The organism is Streptomyces sp. NBC_00775, from assembly GCF_036347135.1.
In the GTDB taxonomy this organism is placed as follows: domain Bacteria; phylum Actinomycetota; class Actinomycetes; order Streptomycetales; family Streptomycetaceae; genus Streptomyces; species Streptomyces lutosisoli.
The window spans coordinates 10,708,529-10,726,593 of the sequence record NZ_CP108938.1 but is presented as its reverse complement, the minus strand read 5'-3'; the positions used below and the strand labels follow the sequence as shown (position 1 = coordinate 10,726,593).

The window sequence follows — 18,065 nt, the reverse complement described above, 5'->3', positions numbered from 1 at the left end:
CGACGATCACACCAGGCGCCTTCTAACGAGCTCACCCACGATTGATCGGTGTAGGGCCGTGACATGACGATGGCCGCGCGGGTTCTTCGAGTGTGATCAAGAAGTGGGCCCGCGCGGCCTTGTCTCATCCTGCCTTCTGCGGCGTGACGCGCCAACACTTCGGCGAGTTGCTCGATGAGATCGAACCCCGGTGGGAATCGCGGTGCGAGAGCGAGCGTCACGACCGGCGCGGGCGCGACCGTCGCCGTCAGGCCGGAGCGGGGCCGAAGTACGAACTCGCCTTCTGCGACCGGCTGGTGATCACGCTGGCCTACCTGCGTACCGGTCTGCCTCAGGACGCGCTGGCCGTGGTCTACGACATCGGCTCCTCGACCATCGGCAGGGCGATCCGCGAGCTCCGGCCCCTGCTCGCGGCGCGTGGTTTCGCCGTCCCCGACCGGCCCGGCCTGCGCCTGCGCACGCTGGAGGACGTGTTCGCCTATGCCGAGGCCGAGAACATCGAGCTGCGGCTCGACGGCGCGGAGACCCAGGTCCGCCGGCCGCAGACGGGTCGCCCCGGCCGCCGGGCGTTCGTCTCGGGCAAGCGCAAGCAGAACACCATCAAGACCACCACGTTCAGCGACGGACAGGGCCGCCTTCTCTACTCCGGAGTGGAACGGCCCGGCCGGATGCACGACCAGACCGCCGTCCGCACCGAAGGCATCGCCGAACAGTTCCGGGCCCGTCCCGACGTGAAGGCGAAGGTCGATTCCGGCTACCAGGACCTGGCCAAGGAGTTCCCCGGCCAGGTCACCTCCCCGCCGAAGAAGCCCAAGGAGGACGCCTGTGACGGCGACAAGAGGGCCTGGCGCGAGGCCCGGCGCCGACAGTCCTCGGCCCGGATCTGCGTCGAACACACCAACGCCGAGCTGCGGCAATGGGCCCCGCTGCGGCGATTCACCGGCCGCCGTGAGACTTTCCCCGAGACCCAGCGGGCCATCGCCGCCCTGATCTCCGACCGGGCCGCCAAGCGACCCACCCACCGCGAGCACAGCACCGAACTCGTCCTCGCCCGCGACACCGCCTGCTGATCACCCACCAGCCGAATCGCCAGGCCGGCACGCCCCGAACTCAATCGTGGGTGAGGCCGTAAGCGCCCGACCTGTTCCTCAAAGGAGGGCTCCAGGCGTAGCGGTGGTCTTCTCTCGGTGTTTCATCCGTGAATTTACGATGGCTCCGGTGTTGCCGGGTCACGCCAGGGGACGGTGACTTCGCCGGTGAGGCGGCGGGCCATCAGGTCCGTCACGGCCAGGTGGATCACGGATTCGGAGCGGGCCACGAGGGTCTCGTGGTCGCGGGCCAGGCGGCGGATGTCAGCCATCCGTCGGCGCTTTCACCGCCCAGCGTTTCGGGATCGGGATGAATCCCCTCGGGAGCCCCGGTTGAGCTGGCCCTCAGCTGGGGCTTCGGCGTCTCACCGGATTACTGCCCGGCGTCGACCAGTTCCTTGTCCTTGACTGCAGCGTCGAACAGCGCCACGGGTGCCGCGCGGGCGGTCGTCGCCGCGGACGGGTCCCGGTCCATCCGCGCCGAGACCCCGGCGCCGTCGTACAGCAGATGCAGCTGCCGTGCCAGGTCTTCCGGGGCGGCGACGTCGAACCGCGAGCGGGACTGACCGCGGAGTCGGCGCCGGCCCCGTCCGTTCTCGCCTACGAAATCACCGGCCGCCTCGCACTGGCCTGCTCCCCCTGTTCGAGGCCGCCCTCAGGTCTGGGCAGGACGCATGCCATCACTGCCGGGGACGACGGATCTCAGCCGGATCCGTGGCCAGGCCGAGGATGGACGGAGTCTGTTGACCACGCCGTCGGCCCAGGTGGCCGGGGATCAGTCCGCCAGGCGGCGGATCGCGACGACGGCCGCGTCGTCGTTGAGGTGTCCGTGGACGTGGGCCAGCAGGTCGTCCTGGAGGTGGCGCAGCAGTTCGTCGGGGTCGTCCTTGGTCCACTGTGGCGCCCGTTCGGTGAAGGGGTAGAAGAGTCCGTCGGAATTGCGTGCTTCGATGACGCCGTCTGTGTAGAGGAGCAGGAGGTCGCCGACCTCGAACGGGAAGGTCTGGACGCTGTAGGCGTCGATGCCGAAGACCCCGCCGAATCCGATCGGGAGGTGGCTGGCCTCGGCCATGAGTGGGGTGAGGTGATCCCCCCGCAGGACGAGCGGGGGTGGGTGGCCGCAGGTGATGAGGTGAACGACCGGATGCTTGTCGGGGATGTCGAGCAGCGTGGCGGTGGCGAAGTCCTCGTTGGTGTCCTGCTCTGCCTGTGGTCGCCACTGGCTGGTGTCCCAGCGGAACGCGGCGTCTAGGTGGACGGCGAGGCGGGGAAGGGTGGCCTGCCGATGGGCGGCTGCGCGGAAGGCGCCGAGCAGCAGGGCGGCGTTGTTGATCGCGGCCAGGCCGTTGCCGCGTACATCGCCGATGAGGAGCCGGGTGCTGTGGTGGGCGGTCCGTGCGGCCGCGTAGAGGTCTCCGCCCAGGTCGGCCTCTTCCTCGGCGGGGAGGTACATGCCGGCGATCCGCAGCGGGCCGGCGTGTGCGGGCAGCGGCTGCAAGAGCACACTCTGTGCTGCCTCGGCCACCGACCGCACCCGGTGCAACTGCTGCTCGCGCCGGTCCCGCACCACGCAGGCGGTGACACAGACGATGGAGACGACGATCAGGGCGGCGATCTGGGCCTGAATGTTGGCGGTGGGCAGGACCCCTCTGAGCGCGCCGATCAGCACCTGGGCCGCCACCGCGAGAGCTCCCATCAGCGCCGTCACGCGGGCACCGGCGAACGCCACCGTGATCGCGGGTGCCGCCACCAGCAGCGGACCGAGGTGGATGTGCGGCGGAGCCAGCACATCGACGACACAGACCGTGACGATCAGCCCCACTGGGATCACGACCAGCGCGGGTGCGTGACCCGGCCGCCAGGAGCGCCGCAAGTCCAGCCGTGATCGAAGGGCCATGCCCCAAGCCTTCCACTTACCTCTCCATATGGGGGGCCGTGGCGGTGCGAGCCGGAAGTCGTTCATCGGACGCCCAGGTCACGCAGGTCGCCGACAGCGATCCCGCCGGTCCAGCTCGATCTCCGCGGCCTCCAACACCCCGGCCAGCCGTGCGGCTTCCTCCCACAGACCCTCCACCCGCACACGGGCAGCCGCCTCCCGCTCCTCGAGCATTCCCAGCACCGACGCCACCGAGCACCCCTCGACCACGAAGCGGACACAAGACGCCGCATCCCTCCCTCACCCCGAGCGAAACCATGCCTGACCAGCAAGAATCAAACGATCATGTTCGGTTGAGATACGGCTTCTTAAATTTCAAACCGCGGCGGTGGGAGGGGCTGTTCGGTCCAGATGGACTTGCCGGTGCGGGTGTGGCGGGTGCCCCAGCGCTGGCAGAGTGCGGAGATGAGCTGGAGGCCGCGGCCGCCCTCGTCGGTGGCGGAGGCGTGGCGGATGTGCGGCGTGGTCAGGCTGGCGTCGGAGACCTCGCAGATCAGTGCGCGGCTGCGGAGCATGCGCAGCCGGATGGGGCCGCAGGCGTGCCGGACGACGTTCCCGACCAGCTCGCTGACCACGAGTTCGGTGGTCATGATCAGGTCCTCATCGGCCAGGCCCCAGTCGGTGAGCTGGGCGCGGACCAGCTCCCGGGCCTGGCCCGCCGCCACCGGGTCCTCCGGCAACGGCCACTCGGCGACGTTCTCCGCGTCCAGCGGGTGGGTGCGGGCCAGCAGCAGGGCGGCGTCGTCTATCAGCGCGCCGTGGGCGGGGAGGAGAGCGGAGGTGAGGGTGGCGCAGAGGGCGTCCAGGTCGGACGCGTCCGCCGGGGAGGTCGGCGTCGCGTTCACGGACTGAAAGAGGAGCTCAGCGAGGCGGCTCATGCCGGTGGCGACATCCCTGTCCTTGCTCACGACCAGGCCGTCGCTGTAGAGGGCGAGCAGGCTGTCGGCGGGCAGTAGGGTCTCGAGGGTTTCGAAGGGCGGAGCGGCCACCCCCAGTGGCGGGTCCGGGGTCATGGACAGGAAGGTGACGGTGCCGTCGGGGTGGGCCACCGCCGGGGGCGGCTGACCGGCGCTGGCGTACGACAGATGCCGGGTCACCGGGTCGTAGATGCCGTACAGGCAGGTTACGAAGGCATCGGTGCCCAGCTCGCCGACGATGTCGTTGAGGTGGCCGAGGATTTCGTCGGGCGGCAGCTCCAGCTCCGAGAGGGTGCGGACGGCCGTGCGGAGCCTGCCCATGGTGGCGGCCTCGGCCATGCCGTGGCCCATGACGTCGCCGATCACCAGCGCCACCCGGGCCGCGGAGAGCGGGATCACGTCGTACCAGTCGCCGCCGACGTCGGCTCCCTGCTTGGCCGACTGGTAGCGCGCCGCCACCGTCACCTCGGGCAGCTTGGGCAGCGCCTGCGGCAGCAGGCCGCGCTGGAGCGTACGGGCCCGGGTCGTCGCCTCGTCGTAGAGCCCGGCCCGCTCCAGGGCCTGCGCGATCAGTCCGCTGAGCGCGGTCAGCAGCGTTCGTTCGTCATCGTCCAGCACCCGCGGTCGGCCGAAGCCGATCACCGCCGCGCCGATCCCACGCCCCGATACGGCCAGCGGCAGAAAGACCCACGCCTCCTTGCCGCCCTCCCGGATCAGGGTCTCGGTCCCCGGGTAACGCTTCAGGAACTCCTCCGGGGAGGAGATGCAGAGGGGGGTACGGGTGCGCAGGGCGTCCCCCACCGGGCTCGTGGTGTCCCGCACTGTCCACTGCCCGTCCAGCAGTCGGGTGCAGCGCTCCGAATATCCTCGGGAGCCGACCACGGTCAGCCGGTCGCCGACCACGCCGAGCATGATGAGTCCGGTGGCCCCGAGGGGTGTCATCACCCCGTCGGCCACCGCTGCGATCACATCCTGGGCCGATACAGCCTCGGCCAGCTCCCGCGTGATCCGCTGCACCAGGGCGGCCCGCTCCGCGGCCGCCCGCTCCGCGGCGGCCCGCTCGGCCTCCAGCAGATGCCGCTCGGTGGTGTCGGTGATGTAGAGCGTGAGGCCTTCCGGCACCGGCACCAGCCGCAGGTGGTACCAGGACGTCCCGTCCGGCCCCGGTACGTCGAATCCGGCCGGCTGGCCCTCGGCAGCCGTGGCCCGGCACCGTTGCTCCAGCCCCGGTACGGCACGTACCGCGGGAATGTCCCAGAGCAGGGCTCCGGCCACATCTGCCGCGGCGCCGAAGAGCCGCTCGGCGGCCTGATTGAGAAATCCGATGCGCCAGTCCGTGTCCAGGGAGACGAAGCCGTCGCTCATGTGTCGCAGCGCCCGCCCCACCGACTCGGCGGCGGTATGCGTTTCGCTGCTGTCCCGGAGGGTGCCGATCACCTTCACCGGCGTCCCCTCTTCGTCCGTGATCGTCCGGGCACGGGCCTCGATCCAGAGGTACGTGCCGTCCTGGCGCCGGATCCGGTACTCGTTCTGGAAGCCGCCGCGCAGCTGGATGCCCGTGTCGAAGCCGGCTACCGCCGCTGGCAGGTCGTCCGGGTGGATCAGCGCCGCCCACGCCTCGATGCCGCCGCTCATCACCTCCGGATCGATGCCGGTCAGCACCTCCACGACGGGCCGGTCGGAGGTCAGCTCGCCGGTGAGCAGGTCCCAGGTGTACGTGACGGAGGGCGTCCCTTCCGCGTCGCACAGGGGGGCGGCCTCCCGCGGTTCCGGCCCGTTCTCCAAGGCGCGCAGCAGGGTGGGGGACGGATTGAGGATCCCGGACGACTTGAGCCTCCTGGACATCCAGGCCGCCACCTCGTTCAGAAACGCGCGCTCCGACGCGTCGGGCTCGGCGCCCGGGGCGAAGAGAACGGAGAGCGCGCCGCGTCGCCGGCCAAGGCTCGGAATGGGGACGGCCAGGTGACCGATGCCGGCGGGGAGTCGGGAAGGCCACAGGGCGGCCGGGTCCCGGCCTGGCACCGGGTCGGGCGGGGCCAGGTCGCGCTGCCAGGTGGTGGTGTCGTTGCGGGCGGCCCCGCTGGGCGGCGCAGTTCCCCGTGCCGGGATGATCAGCCAGGGCCGGGTCATCGACTCCGGCAGGCCACTGTCGGCGACCAGGTAGAGGATGCCGCTCATGCCGCCACCCGGGAGATGCACCATGCCGCCCAGGCCGTGCACCTCGGCTACCACCTGCTGGAGCGCGGTCAGCAGCACTTCAACATCGCGCCGATCCTCGTCCACGGCGTCGAGCAGCCGCATCCGCACGCGGTGTCGCTTCAAGGGCCGTACGGTCTGTATGGTCCGCAGGCCCTGCGGTTGGTGCAGCGGATGGGGGACGTGGGGTATGGACGGGCCGGTGTTGTCCGCTTCGCCGCCTCTGGTATTCACCACTGCCGACTGTCGCCTCCGCTCACCGCATGGGTACCCGCTGGACCGCATGTGATCGGATGTGGACCTGCAGCGATCCACACACGTCCATCTCATACTAATCGGAATAATCTAGGCCATTTCATCCGCCATGAGGAGCCTTTCGCACCCGATCAACCGTATGTGGTGTCAGCTAACCCTTCGTTACCACTGGGGCGTTATCCGTCGGATTGGCGTGGCGGCGTCACCAGCAGTTCGGCAAACCCGGTGGTCGACGTCCAGCAGGACCCCGACTGCGCATGCCGTGAACTCCGCGAAGGAGCGGGAGTGATCGCTGAACGATGGCGATCACTCGGCCCGTACGCGATCCCCGGTCCGCCGGCCGTCAGGTGATCTGGCCGGCCGCCCACTCGGCCCACTCGCGGCGCATGGCGTTGAACCGCAGGCCGTACTCCAGGGCGATCCGGCCGTAGACCGAAAGACTGTCGTCATCCCAGTCGACGGACTCCTCCAGCCGGCGCAGACCCTGGTACCCCTGATCGGACAGCTCGATGAGCTCGGTGAGGTAGCCGCGTGCCTGCTCGGGCGTCAGTACCCCGAGAAAGAACACCCGCAGGAGAATGTCGCTGCGGGTGTTCCGCTGCGGCTTGGTCTCGGTCAGCCAGTGCCGCAGTTCGGCCAGCCCCTCGTCGGTGAGGGCGTACTCCTTGCGGCCTCGCGGACCCTCGGCCGCCACGTTGATCAGCCCTGTGCCCGCCAGCTTGGTCAGCTCGGTGTAGATCTGACTCTGGGTCGCCGGCCAGGCGGTGGCCAGCGACGTCTCGAAGAGTTTCAGCAGGTCGTAGCCGCTGGCGGGACGCTCGGAGAGCAGCCCGAGCAGCGCGTGTCGAAGACTCATGCCCCTCAGTCTACATTCCACTATTGACATGTCAGCATTGGACCTTCTAGTTTTCACATGTCGAAATGGAAACGCTGAAGCGGAGACCCACATGTCCTACCTGCGCACCTTCCTCCCCTGGATCGTCTTCGCCGCGCTGCCCTCGGGGGACTGGCAGTGGGCGGCGCTGGCCGCCCTGGTGGTCGCAGTGGCAGTGATCGTCCAGCAGATACGGGCAGGTGCCGGATTCGACGCGCTGATCATCGAGACCGGCTCCGCGGTCTTCTTCGCCGTGCTGGCCGTCATCGCCTTCACCAACCCGGACTCGGGTGTGCACGACTACTCGGCGGCGCTGTCGGCGGGCACACTGGCGGTCATCGCCGGGGTCTCACTGGCCATCGGCAAGCCGTTCACGCTGGGCATCGCCAAGCGCACCACCCCGCGCGAGGTCTGGGGGCTCAAGCCGTTCATCCAGACCAACGTCATCATCACCGCCGTGTGGACCGCGGCCTTCGCCCTGACCGCTGTCGTGCTCGCCGTCCTGGCGCACGCCGGAAACGCCCACTCGACCCCCGCCACGCTCATCCAGGTCGCCGGCTTCGCCCTCCCGATGATTTTCACCGTCCGCTACGTCGCCCACGTCCAGGCCAAGGCCGGTGCCCGATGACCTCCGCACAACAGGCCCGGCCCCACCAGGCGGGCAACTACGCCCCGGTCGGCGAAGAACTCACCGCGTACGACCGGCATCCAGGAGGGCGGTGGTGGCCAGGCCGATTGCCGAGCCGGCCAAGTACGCCATCTCCACCAGGCCGTCACTGATCGAATCCAGCTCCTCGGCGACTCCGCAACCAGGAACATCGGAGCCGCCACACCGCGCTGCCGCTGGCTCAGCCTGATGGAAGGCCGCAGCGGTGCACGCTGGGGTTCGTGCCGGCCGCGACGTCCCCTCAGGGATGTGCGGCTGCTGCGCCGCGGGTGGTCAGGTCTCCATGTTGAGATCGGCCCATCGGGTGGTCCTCTCGGGGCGGCGGGATATTCCGTGGCGTGTGGAGAGGGTCGCGACGATGCCACTCCCGCGACCGTTCTCCTTGTGTTCGGCGGGGTGGGGGCCGTCCGGCGACGTGCGCCGTTGGGGCACCGGCCCCGCGTCGGTGACCTCGATGCGGAGGGCGCGGCGGCTGCCGGTCTCTGGCATGGACAGCCGCAGCACTGCTGGAGGCAGTGCGTGGACGATCGCGTTGGTGGTCAGCTCGGAGAGCCGACCTGAAGGACATCCAGGAGACGCTCGGCCACTCCTCGATCACCATCACGGCCGACACGTACACGAGCCTGTTCCCCGAGGCTGATCTCGCCATCGCTGAGGCCGCAGCCCGGCTCGCACCGCGCGCCCGCGCTACCGCGAGAACACCGCTCTCGAAGCGGAGCAAGAGCCCCATGACACGGAGAAGCCCGGTGTGGAGTCCGTGCCGGATGATGCTGCTCCGTTGGGAGACACTTCGGAGATCAACTCTCCGTCCGCTCACGCACGGCTCACGCAAACGGCCGGACGAGGAGTCCGAGGCCGAATGGAACGCCTCCCCGGGGGAGAAACCCCAGGTCAGCGGCGTAACGCGTTGTGCCCCCGGCAGGATTCGAACCTGCAACACCCGCTTTAGGAGAGGCCTCATAGTCCGCCCTGTCCATGATGGCCTTTCCCTGAATTCACCGTTCCTGCTGGTCAGCGATGTGAGGTCTTCCGGCCTTGTCTGATCGTTCCCCGCCTTTACATGGCCTTCCGTTCCCATGACGTTCCCATGAGGGGCCCTCGGAGGCCCCCTGGGGCTGGGGTGGGGGGGCGGCTGAGACCAGCCGCGGTCGCTGAAACGGTGGGCACCGCAGACCCCCTGGGGCGCCAAAGGCCCCGTAGTGAGCAGCAGGGTGTCGGGGTCCTCGGTCAGCTGCGCGGTCACGCTGCCTGGGCCGCCGGGCACAGGAGTGGCCTGAGCTCATCTGCCAGCCCAATAGGTCAGGCCGATCTCGGACGGCCGACGCAGTCGCGCTCGTGCGACAGCGACGCTACCCGCCCCGGCCGCGCGGCGTCCGTGACGTCACTGTGCCCAGCCAACAAAGCCCGGATCCGAGTGCCTCGGCCACTCGGATCCGGGCCGGATGTCAGTCGAAGAGAGGCGCGCATGGCTGCAGCACAGCGCAGGAGCCGGAAGATCATGATGACGCCGGACGAGCTGGACGAGGGCATCGAATTCCCTGCATTGCCCTTCGCCGAGAAAAGCCAATCGAACGGCATGTACAAGGGCCACAAAAAACGCATAGAGGTGTACGCAAAAGTCCCGCACACCGAACCCACTGCTCTCACCCGCGCGCCACCGCTCCGCACCACCTGCAGGAATCACCACTGAGTGATCCGTTGAACTCCCAGCTGAGTACCGGCTCAGCTCCCCCGCGGACCAGGTCCACGCCACCTGTATGCAGTAACACGTACCTGGCCTGCATGACAGGCGCTGGGCCCATGGAACCTGGCCCCCGGGCACCGATGAGTCCCGATGTCGTGCCGCCGCGATCGGGGCGAGTGGCGCCCGGCCGGTGGGCAACGGAAACTATGGGCGTGATCGTTTCGTGAAGTCACCAATTCACGAGATCGCGGCGCCTGAATCGTTTTGTCCGCTCAGCACTCGGCGCGAGGAAACCGGTCGTCGGCCGCACGTGCCGACGGTGATCAGATTTTTCTCAAGGAGCTTGCATGCTGGAGAGGTCTGCCGATTACCTGACGTCCGCCCCGGATGAATCCTCAGTCGCCGAACACAGAACGAAAGGTCCGACGGACAACACCTCGCAGTCAGACAACATCCAGCCGACGGAGACCGAGAGGAAATTCGCCGAGGTACTCGCCGGGGTCGTGTGCGTCGAGCAGGTGTCGGTCGACAGCAACTTCTTCAATGACCTCGGCGCAAATTCATTGGTGATGGCTCAATTCTGTGCACGCGTCAGGAAGCGAACGGACTTGCCATCGGTTTCGATGAAAGACATCTACCGTTACCCGACGATCCGCAGCCTGGCGACGGCGCTCGTCGACACCGATCCCGGAGTCGGTGCCGGTACCGGTGCCACACCCGCCCCGGTCAGCTCGCAGGTTCCGGCGTCGTCGGAGGAAATGACTCGGGTCGGCACACTGCAGTACACGCTCTGCGGAACGCTGCAGTTCCTGCTCTTCCTGGGATATTCCTTCCTCGCCGCAATGCTCACCGCACGCGGCTATGCATGGATATCCGCCGGCTCGAACCTGGTCGACGTCTACATCCGCTCGGCCGTCTTCGGCGGCGCCGCCTTCGTCGGCGCGTGCACTTTCCCGATCGCGGCCAAATGGATCCTTGTCGGCCGGTGGAAACCACGCGCATTCCCGGTCTGGGGCCTGACCTATCTGCGCTTCTGGACCGTCAAGGTGCTGCTCCATGCCAACCCGATGGTCTTCTTCATCGGCAACCCCCTCTACGTGCTGTACCTGCGGGCACTCGGTGCACGCATCGGCAGGGGTGTCACGATCCTCTCCCGCAACGTTCCGGTCTGCTCCGACCTGCTCACGATCGGCGCCGGTACGGTGATCCGCAAGGACTCGTTCTTCCTCTGCTACCGGGCGCACGCCAGCCGTATCCAGACGGGCCCGGTAACCCTCGGCAGAGATGTGTTCATCGGTGAGAAGACCGTGCTCGACATCGACACGTCGATGGGTGACGGGGCGCAGCTCGGTCATACGTCCTCGCTGTACAGCGGCCAAGCGGTCCCGGACGGCCAGCGGTGGCACGGATCTCCGGCGCAGCGCACGGAGGTCGACTACGTGAGGATCCCGCCCGCCAGGTGCGGCCCCCTGCGCCGGGCCGGCTTCGGCCTCGCCGCCTTGGGGCAGATGTTCTTCCTCTCCGTGCCGCTGGTAGTCGGGGGAATGTACATGCTGCTGACGGAGGTCCCGGCGCTGAGCAAGCGGCTGGGGCCGGGCACGGCAGGGGTCACGTCGCCGGAGCTCTACGTCGACGCACTGGTCGTCTCCTGCGTTCTGTTCTTCGGCCTCGTCGTCGTGGGCGTCGCCGTTCTGTTCACTGTTCCGCGCCTGCTGAACCGGGTCGTGAAGCCGGACAGGGTCTATCCGCTGTACGGCTTTCACTACTCGACGCACCGGGCGATCGCACGCATCACCAACGTGAAGTTCTTCACCTGGCTGTTCGGCGACAGCTCCTACATCGTCCACTATCTGCGTGGCCTTGGATACGACCTGTCCCGGGTGGAGCAGACGGGGTCGAACTTCGGCACCGAAGTGCAACACGAGACCCCGTACCTCTGCTCCGTGGGCAGCGGCACGATGGTTGCCGACGGCCTGTCGATCGTGAACGCCGACTTCTCGAGCACGTCATTCCGGGTGTCCCGGGCGACGATCGGGCAGCACAACTTTCTCGGGAACAACATCGCGTATCCGTCCGGTGCGAAGACAGGCGACAACTGCCTTCTTGCGACGAAGGTGATGATTCCGCTCGACGGTGAGATGCGCGAGGGGGTGGGTCTGCTCGGCTCACCGTGCTTCGAGATTCCCCGGTCGGTGGAGCGCGACCTCCGATTCGACGACATGCGGACCGGAAGCGAGTTGCGCCGCAATCTCGCCGCCAAGAACCGCTACAACATCCGGTCGATGATCCTCTTTCTGCTCGTGCGGTGGTTGTACTTCTTCGTGCTGACCCTGCTCGCCCTCGCGAATATCGATCTGTACGACTCCTACGGACATGTACCGATCGTGGTGTTCCTGGTGCTCACGCTGGTGTTCACCCCGCTCTACTTCGTGCTGGTGGAGCGCGCCATCGTTGCCTTCCGCGGACTGCGACCGCAGTTGTGCTCCATCTACGACCCGTACTTCTGGTGGCACGAGCGTCTGTGGAAGGTGCCTGACCATTACCTCAACGTCTTCAATGGCACCCCCTTCAAGAACGTGATCTGGCGGCTCCTGGGTGTTCGGCTCGGCAGCAGGGTCTTCGATGACGGCTGCTATCTGACGGAGCGGATGCTCACCACCATCGGTGACGACTGCACCCTCAATGCGGGGAGCAAAATCCAGTGTCACTCGCAGGAAGACGGCACCTTCAAGTCCGACCGCAGCACGATCGGCGACGGATGCACCCTCGGTGTCGGCTCCCACGTCCACTACGGCGTGACGATGGGTGACGGCTCAGTGCTTGCGCCCGACTCCTTCCTCATGAAGGGCGAGGAAGTCCCGCAGCACGCGCGGTGGGGTGGAAACCCGGCCACGGAGACGAGAGATGCCCCCGCGCCCGGTAACGACGACAGTGGAGCCGCCCTGGTCGGCGGTGACAGACATGCCGGCCACGGCGAGTGAAGAGGGACTGATCGATGGCAACGCAAGTGGAGACGGACCAGGAGTTCTGGCGTGGTGTACTCGTCGCCGGTGGATCCACCACGATCCCGCGGTGGACGCTCCATCCGATGACGGGCGTGGACGAGCACGAGGCCACCATCCCTGACGACGTCTTGGACGATGTGCGCCGTCTGGCGACGGACCTCGCGATGCCGCTCGGCTCCGTGATGCTGGCCGCGCACGCCAAGGTGCTCGCCGCGCTGGCCGGCGAGCAGGACGTCACGACCGGCTACGTCGCCGAGGAGGGCGGCCGGCCGTTGCCCTGCCGCCTCGCGACCGCACCCGAGTCGTGGCGGGCGCTGCTGGTGGACGCCCATCGCGGCGCGTCGGAACTGGTGTCGCACAAGGACTTTCCGGTCGACGCACTCAGGCGCGAACTGGGCCTGTCCGAAGCGCCGATCGAGACCGTCTTCGATCCGCATCCGGCCTCCGGTCCCCGTCCGACGGACGTCGGCGGCGGTCTCTTCGGAGACACCGTGCTGTGGGTGGGATTCTCGGAGCACGGCGGCCGGGCCGTGCTGCGACTGCGGTACCGGACCGACGTACTCGACGCGGACCACGCCGCCAGGATCGCCGGCTACCACCTCGCCGCGCTCACGTTCATCGCCGCGGATCCGGACGCGGAGCACGCGCGACAGAGCCTGCTGTCCACCGAGGAGCTCCGGTTCCAGCTCGAAGGGCTGTCCGGACCGCGCCGTGCCCTGCCGGACGTCCGGATGCACGAGCTGTTCGAGCAGCAGGCGAGGGTACGTCCGGATGCCGTGGTCGCCGTGCACGGCGACCGGCAGTGGACGTACGAGGAACTCAACGCCCGTGCCAACCAGCTGGGACGGGCCCTGTTGGCGCGGGGGCTGCAGCGCGAAGGCGTCGTCGCGGTGGTGACCGGGAGGAACCTGGACTGGATGGCAGCGGTCCTCGCGGTGTTCAAGGCCGGAGGCGTGTACCTCCCCGTCGAGCCGCACTTCCCGGCCGACCGCATCGCGGCCATGCTCTCCCGCGCCGAGTGCGGGCTCGTCCTCACCGAACCGGGCAGCACCGACTCGCTCGACCAGGCCCTGGACTCGCTGCCGGGGGTCCGGAAGCTCCTCATCGGCACGGCGTACGACGAGGGCCATGGCGGCGACGACCTGGGCATCGCCGTCGCGCCGGACCAACTCGCCTACATCTACTTCACCTCCGGCTCCACGGGAGAGCCCAAGGGAGCGATGTGCGAGCACGCGGGCATGCTCAACCACCTCTACGCCAAGATCGACGACCTGGGAATCGACGAGGGGCAGGTGGTCGCCCAGACCGCCCCCCAGTGCTTCGACATCTCGCTGTGGCAACTGGTGTCCTCGCTCCTGGTCGGTGGGCGGACCGTGCTGGTGGAGCAGGAGGTGATCCTGGACGTCCAGCAGTTCGTCGACAAGATCGTCCGCGGCCGGGTCGCCGTGCTCCAGGTCGTGCCGTCGTACCTCGAGGTCGTCCTGACCTATCTGGAGCAACACCCGCGCGAACTGCCCGACCTGCGGTGCGTGTCCGTCACCGGTGAGGCGTTGAAGAAGGAGCTCACGCAGCGCTGGTTCGCGGCCGAGCCCGACATCAAACTGGTCAACGCGTACGGACTGACCGAGACCTCCGACGACACCAACCACGAGGTCATGGACGGGGTGCCGGCCCGCGAACGGGTCCCGCTCGGTCCCCCCATCAGCAACGTGCACATCTACGTCGTCGACGAGCAGCTGTCACCGGTGCCGCTCGGCGCGCCCGGCGAAATCGTCTTCTCCGGCGTCTGCGTGGGCCGTGGATACGTCAACGACCCCGACCGCACCAAGCAGGCCTTCATGCCCGATCCGCACCGCGAGGGCGCCCGGCTCTACCGGAGTGGCGACCACGGCCGCTGGCTGCCCGAGGGCAAGCTGGAGTTCCTCGGGCGCCGCGACACCCAGGTCAAGATCCGTGGCTTCAGGATCGAGATCGGCGAGATCGAGAACACACTGCTACGGGTGCCCGGTGTCCGCGACGGTGCGGTGGTGGTCGTGGAGCGGCCCGACCGGAGCACGCACCTGGTGGCCTTCTGCTCCGGCCCGCGGTCGCTCTCGGCCGGGGATCTGGTGGACCGGCTGGGTGGGACGCTGCCGGAGTACATGGTGCCGTCGGCCTTCCACTGGCTGGAGAGACTGCCGCTGACCGCCAACGGCAAGACCGACAAGAAGGCACTGGCGGTGCTCGCCGGAGAGCTCGATGTCGTCGGAGACCACAAGGAAGGCCACGACACGCCGGGTACGCCGACCGAGCGGTGGCTGGCGGCCGCCTGGGCGAAGGTGCTCGGCATCCCGCAGGACGTGATCGGACGACGGGACCACTTCTTCGACCGGGGCGGGACATCGTTGTCGGCCGTGAAGCTGGCCATCGCCCTGGAGCGCGCGGTGTCGCTCAAGGACGTGACCCGCCATCCGGTCCTCGCCGATCTGGCCGCTCTGGTCGACGGCAGGTCCGATCGGCATTCCGGGCTGCTTCAGTCGCTGTGCGAGCCGGAGGGTGCGCCGGCCGCTGCTCTGGTGTGCTTTCCCCACGCCGGCGGCAACGCCGTGAACTTTCAGCCGATGGCCAAGGCGCTGCGGAGCAGTGGGATCGCGGTCTACGCCGTTGAGCTGCCCGGTCACGATGTCGGCGCCGAGAGCGAGCCCTTCGCGCCGATGACAGACGTGGTCGCGCAGGTCGTCGCCGAGATCGCCGAGATCGCCGAACGCGGCCTGCCCCGAGTCCTGCTGTGGGGTCACTCCTCGGGCGCGGCCTTCGCCCTGGAGACGGCCAGGCAGCTGGAGGAGCGCGGGGTGGATGTCCAACGGGTCTTCGTCGGCGCGCAGTTGCTCGGCAACGCCGCTGACCGGCGCAACGCCGTCACCGAGCTGACCGGACAGAGCAACGCCGAGATCGCCGCGAAACTGAGCACGGACAGCGACTACACCGGACTCCATCAGCTGGATGCGCAGCGTGCCGAGCATGTCGGTGCCGCCTACCGGCACGACTGCGTGTCCGCACACCGCTATTTCACCGGCCTCCTCAACACTCCCCCGGCGGTGAAGCTGTCCGCGCCGGTCACCGTGGTCGTCGCCGCCGACGACCCGATCACGACCGGACACGCGCACCGCCACCGCGACTGGGAGCTCCTCGCGGTCCGCGTCGACCTGCACGAACTCGCCGAGGGCGGCCACTACTTCCCCCGCACCTGTCCGACCGAGGCAGCGCAGGCCGTGCTGCGCACCGCCGAACTGCTGCCTTCTGCCTGAGCGGCACACAGTCACACACCGAAAGGAAACCACGATGTCCTCCACATCCCCGGCGCCGCTGCTCGACGACGTCGAGCTCCAACCCGGCCGGCCTCCGATACTGCGGACCGAGCCCCCCGGCGACGCGCCGGGCTGGGCGGCCGAGCACCGGGACGCGCTGCGCGCCGTCGTCGCCGAGCAGGGCTGCGTCCTGATCCGCGGCCTCGGGCTGCGCGACGTGGCCGGGACCGGTGCGGTCTTCGAGCGGCTGAGCACCGGGCTGATGGCGGAGCGGGAGGCCTTCGCGCCCCGGCGGACCTACGCCGACGGCGTGTACTCCTCCGCGCAGTGGCCGCCGAACCAGCCGATGTGCATGCACCACGAACTGAGCTACACGCTGGAGTTCCCCGGCCTGATGCTGTTCGCCTGCCTCACCGCACCCGCCGAGGGCGGGGCGACCGGAGTGGCCGACGCGGCGACCGTGCTCGAGGAGCTGCCCACCGAGCTGGCCGAGCGGTTCGAGCGGGAGGGTTGGCTGCTCACCCGCAGCTACAACGACGAGATCGGGTCGTCCCTCATCGAGGCCTTCGGCACCGACGACCGGGGCGCCGTCGAACGTTACTGCCGCGCCAATGCGATCGAGTTCGATTGGCAACCCGACGGGGGCCTGCGCACCAGGCAGCGCCGCAGCGCCGTGATGCGCCATCCGGTCACCGGCCGACGCTGCTGGTTCAACCAGATCGCGTTCCTCAACGAGTGGACGCTGGCCTCCGAGGTCCGCGAGTACCTCGTCGAGGACTACGGCGCCGACGGGCTGCCGTTCAACACCCGTTTCGGAGGCGGTGACCCGATCGGCGAGGACGTGGTGACACTGCTCAACAAGATCTACGAGGCCAACACCGCACGCGAGCGGTGGCAGGCCGGCGACCTGATGCTCGTCGACAACATCCGCACCGCGCACAGCCGGGAGCCCTTCGAGGGATCGCGCGAGGTGCTCGTCGCGATGGCCGACTCGGTACGACTGTCCGACTGCTCGCCGAACTTCGAGGTGACCGTCCGATGACCGGCAACCAACCGTCGACCACCGTCACCGCCGCCGTGGCGGCTTCGGCGACGACCGAGCAGCACAGCGTGCGGCCCTTCGCGGTGATCTCCGGTGCCCAGGTCCAGCAGGTGCTGGAGGGGCGCGAGAAGCAGATCGTCGACTTGGTCGAGGCCACCTACCGGCTGCACGGCGCGGGTCACTCGGTGAACCCGCCGTCGTACTTCCTGCGTTTCGCCGACCGCCCGTCCTCCCGGATCATCGCGCTGCCGGCTTCGATCGGCGGGCACGTAGGGGTGGACGGCCTGAAGTGGATCTCCAGCTTCCCGGAGAACGTACAGGCCGGCATCCCGAGGGCGTCCGCCGTGCTGATCCTCAACGACCGGGACACCGGCTACCCGTTCGCCTGCCTGGAGAGTTCCATCATCAGCGCCACCAGGACGGCCGCGTCGGCGGCGTTGGCCGCGGACCGGCTCAGCCGGGGCCGACCGCGGCCCACGCGCGTCGGGTTCTTCGGGACGGGCCTGATCGCCCGCTACATCCACATGTTCCTGGCCGGCAGCGGCTGGTCGTTCGACGAGATCGGCGTACACGACCTGTCCGCCGACAGCGCGGCCGGGTTCCGCCGCTACCTCGAGCAGTCGGGCACCGCGGGCCGGATCACGGTGCACGACAACGCCGAGGAGCTGATCCGCTGCAGCGACCTGGTGGTCTTCGCCACCGTCGCCGGTGAGCCGCACATCAGCGACCCCGCGTGGTTCTCGCACCATCCCGTGGTGCTGCACGTGTCGCTGCGCGACCTCGCGCCGGAGATCGTTCTGGCCTCGACCAACATCGTCGACGACGTCGAGCACTGTCTGAAGGCCGACACCTCACCGCATCTGGCCGAACAGCTCACCGGCAACCGGGACTTCCTGCACGGCACGTTGGACGACGTGATAGCGGGCCGGGTGGCGGTGCCGGCGGACCGGCCGGTGGTGTTCTCGCCCTTCGGCCTCGGGGTGCTCGACCTCGCGGTCGGCAAGTACGTCTACGACGAAGTGGTCCGCTCCGGAGAGCTGCACGTCATCGACGACTTCTTCCATGACATGCGCCGGTACGGATGACCGTCCGAGAGCGCTTTCAGCTCTGGAGA

At 68.5% G+C, this 18,065-nt stretch carries 12 protein-coding genes and 1 pseudogene; 7 read left to right on the top strand and 6 right to left on the bottom strand.

Going from position 1 to position 18,065, the window contains the following annotated elements:
• Nucleotides 1-143: 143 nt before the first annotated feature.
• A complete protein-coding gene (locus OIC96_RS47935) occupies nt 144-1,070 on the top strand; it encodes a transposase family protein (RefSeq protein WP_330301787.1) in 927 nt (308 codons plus the stop codon).
• Nucleotides 1,071-1,204: 134 nt separating this feature from the next.
• On the opposite strand, the gene OIC96_RS47930 is transcribed toward OIC96_RS47935, so the two are convergent.
• From OIC96_RS47930 to OIC96_RS47915, 4 genes are all read right to left on the bottom strand, one after another.
• Nucleotides 1,205-1,360 carry a hypothetical protein gene (locus OIC96_RS47930; protein WP_443058500.1) on the bottom strand — a complete coding sequence of 52 codons (156 nt, stop codon included), beginning with the start codon at nt 1,358-1,360 and terminating at the stop codon, nt 1,205-1,207.
• A gap of 503 nt (nt 1,361-1,863) precedes the next feature.
• Nucleotides 1,864-2,985: a PP2C family protein-serine/threonine phosphatase gene (locus OIC96_RS47925; protein WP_330301788.1), complete on the bottom strand. Its 1,122-nt coding sequence runs from the start codon at nt 2,983-2,985 to the stop codon at nt 1,864-1,866.
• 347 nt (nt 2,986-3,332) lie between these two features.
• Nucleotides 3,333-6,263, bottom strand: a complete 2,931-nt coding sequence (locus OIC96_RS47920) for a SpoIIE family protein phosphatase (protein ID WP_330301789.1) — start codon at nt 6,261-6,263, stop codon at nt 3,333-3,335.
• Between the two features lie 472 nt (nt 6,264-6,735).
• The gene (locus OIC96_RS47915; RefSeq protein ID WP_330301790.1) at nt 6,736-7,248 is read right to left on the bottom strand and encodes a PadR family transcriptional regulator; all 513 of its coding nucleotides are present in this window, start codon (nt 7,246-7,248) and stop codon (nt 6,736-6,738) included.
• A 91-nt stretch (nt 7,249-7,339) separates the two neighbouring features.
• Here OIC96_RS47915 and OIC96_RS47910 point away from each other — a divergent pair, with 91 nt between their 5' ends.
• Nucleotides 7,340-7,894, top strand: coding sequence for a hypothetical protein (locus OIC96_RS47910; protein WP_330301791.1), 555 nt, complete (start codon nt 7,340-7,342; stop codon nt 7,892-7,894).
• 75 nt (nt 7,895-7,969) lie between these two features.
• Here the strand turns inward: OIC96_RS47910 and OIC96_RS47905 are convergent.
• Together OIC96_RS47905 and OIC96_RS47900 are read right to left on the bottom strand one after the other, a co-directional pair.
• A pseudogene (locus OIC96_RS47905) lies at nt 7,970-8,056 on the bottom strand (phosphate signaling complex protein PhoU); the annotation flags it as partial.
• Between the two features lie 150 nt (nt 8,057-8,206).
• Nucleotides 8,207-8,437 carry a hypothetical protein gene (locus tag OIC96_RS47900; protein ID WP_330301792.1) on the bottom strand — a complete coding sequence of 77 codons (231 nt, stop codon included), beginning with the start codon at nt 8,435-8,437 and terminating at the stop codon, nt 8,207-8,209.
• A gap of 961 nt (nt 8,438-9,398) precedes the next feature.
• Here OIC96_RS47900 and OIC96_RS47895 point away from each other — a divergent pair.
• From OIC96_RS47895 to sbnB, 5 genes are all read left to right on the top strand, one after another.
• Complete coding sequence (locus OIC96_RS47895) at nt 9,399-9,623, top strand: hypothetical protein (RefSeq protein WP_330301793.1); 225 nt, start codon at nt 9,399-9,401, stop codon at nt 9,621-9,623.
• Nucleotides 9,624-9,964: 341 nt separating this feature from the next.
• The gene (locus tag OIC96_RS47890; RefSeq protein WP_330301794.1) at nt 9,965-12,598 is read left to right on the top strand and encodes a Pls/PosA family non-ribosomal peptide synthetase; all 2,634 of its coding nucleotides are present in this window, start codon (nt 9,965-9,967) and stop codon (nt 12,596-12,598) included.
• Between the two features lie 14 nt (nt 12,599-12,612).
• On the top strand, nt 12,613-15,909 hold the full coding sequence (locus OIC96_RS47885) for a non-ribosomal peptide synthetase (RefSeq protein ID WP_330301795.1): 3,297 nt from the start codon (nt 12,613-12,615) through the stop codon (nt 15,907-15,909).
• Nucleotides 15,910-15,943: 34 nt separating this feature from the next.
• Nucleotides 15,944-16,951, top strand: a complete 1,008-nt coding sequence (locus OIC96_RS47880; protein WP_330301796.1) for a TauD/TfdA family dioxygenase — start codon at nt 15,944-15,946, stop codon at nt 16,949-16,951.
• Entirely contained in the window at nt 16,948-18,036 is a 1,089-nt protein-coding gene (gene sbnB, locus OIC96_RS47875) for a 2,3-diaminopropionate biosynthesis protein SbnB (protein ID WP_330301797.1), read from the top strand. The genes OIC96_RS47880 and sbnB overlap by 4 nt, the downstream gene beginning before the upstream one ends.
• Nucleotides 18,037-18,065 lie beyond the last annotated feature (29 nt).

Bases quoted from the DNA above. Each gene is read 5' to 3' on its own strand.
- OIC96_RS47910 (WP_330301791.1), top strand. From the start codon at position 7,340: ATGTCCTACCTGCGCACCTTCCTCCCCTGGATCGTCTTCGCCGCGCTG.
- OIC96_RS47925 (WP_330301788.1), bottom strand. From the start codon at position 2,985: ATGGCCCTTCGATCACGGCTGGACTTGCGGCGCTCCTGGCGGCCGGGT.
- OIC96_RS47890 (WP_330301794.1), top strand. From the start codon at position 9,965: ATGCTGGAGAGGTCTGCCGATTACCTGACGTCCGCCCCGGATGAATCC.
- OIC96_RS47885 (WP_330301795.1), top strand. From the start codon at position 12,613: ATGGCAACGCAAGTGGAGACGGACCAGGAGTTCTGGCGTGGTGTACTC.
- OIC96_RS47930 (WP_443058500.1), bottom strand. From the start codon at position 1,360: ATGGCTGACATCCGCCGCCTGGCCCGCGACCACGAGACCCTCGTGGCC.
- OIC96_RS47895 (WP_330301793.1), top strand. From the start codon at position 9,399: ATGGCTGCAGCACAGCGCAGGAGCCGGAAGATCATGATGACGCCGGAC.
- sbnB (WP_330301797.1), top strand. From the start codon at position 16,948: ATGACCGGCAACCAACCGTCGACCACCGTCACCGCCGCCGTGGCGGCT.
- OIC96_RS47880 (WP_330301796.1), top strand. From the start codon at position 15,944: ATGTCCTCCACATCCCCGGCGCCGCTGCTCGACGACGTCGAGCTCCAA.
- OIC96_RS47915 (WP_330301790.1), bottom strand. From the start codon at position 7,248: ATGAGTCTTCGACACGCGCTGCTCGGGCTGCTCTCCGAGCGTCCCGCC.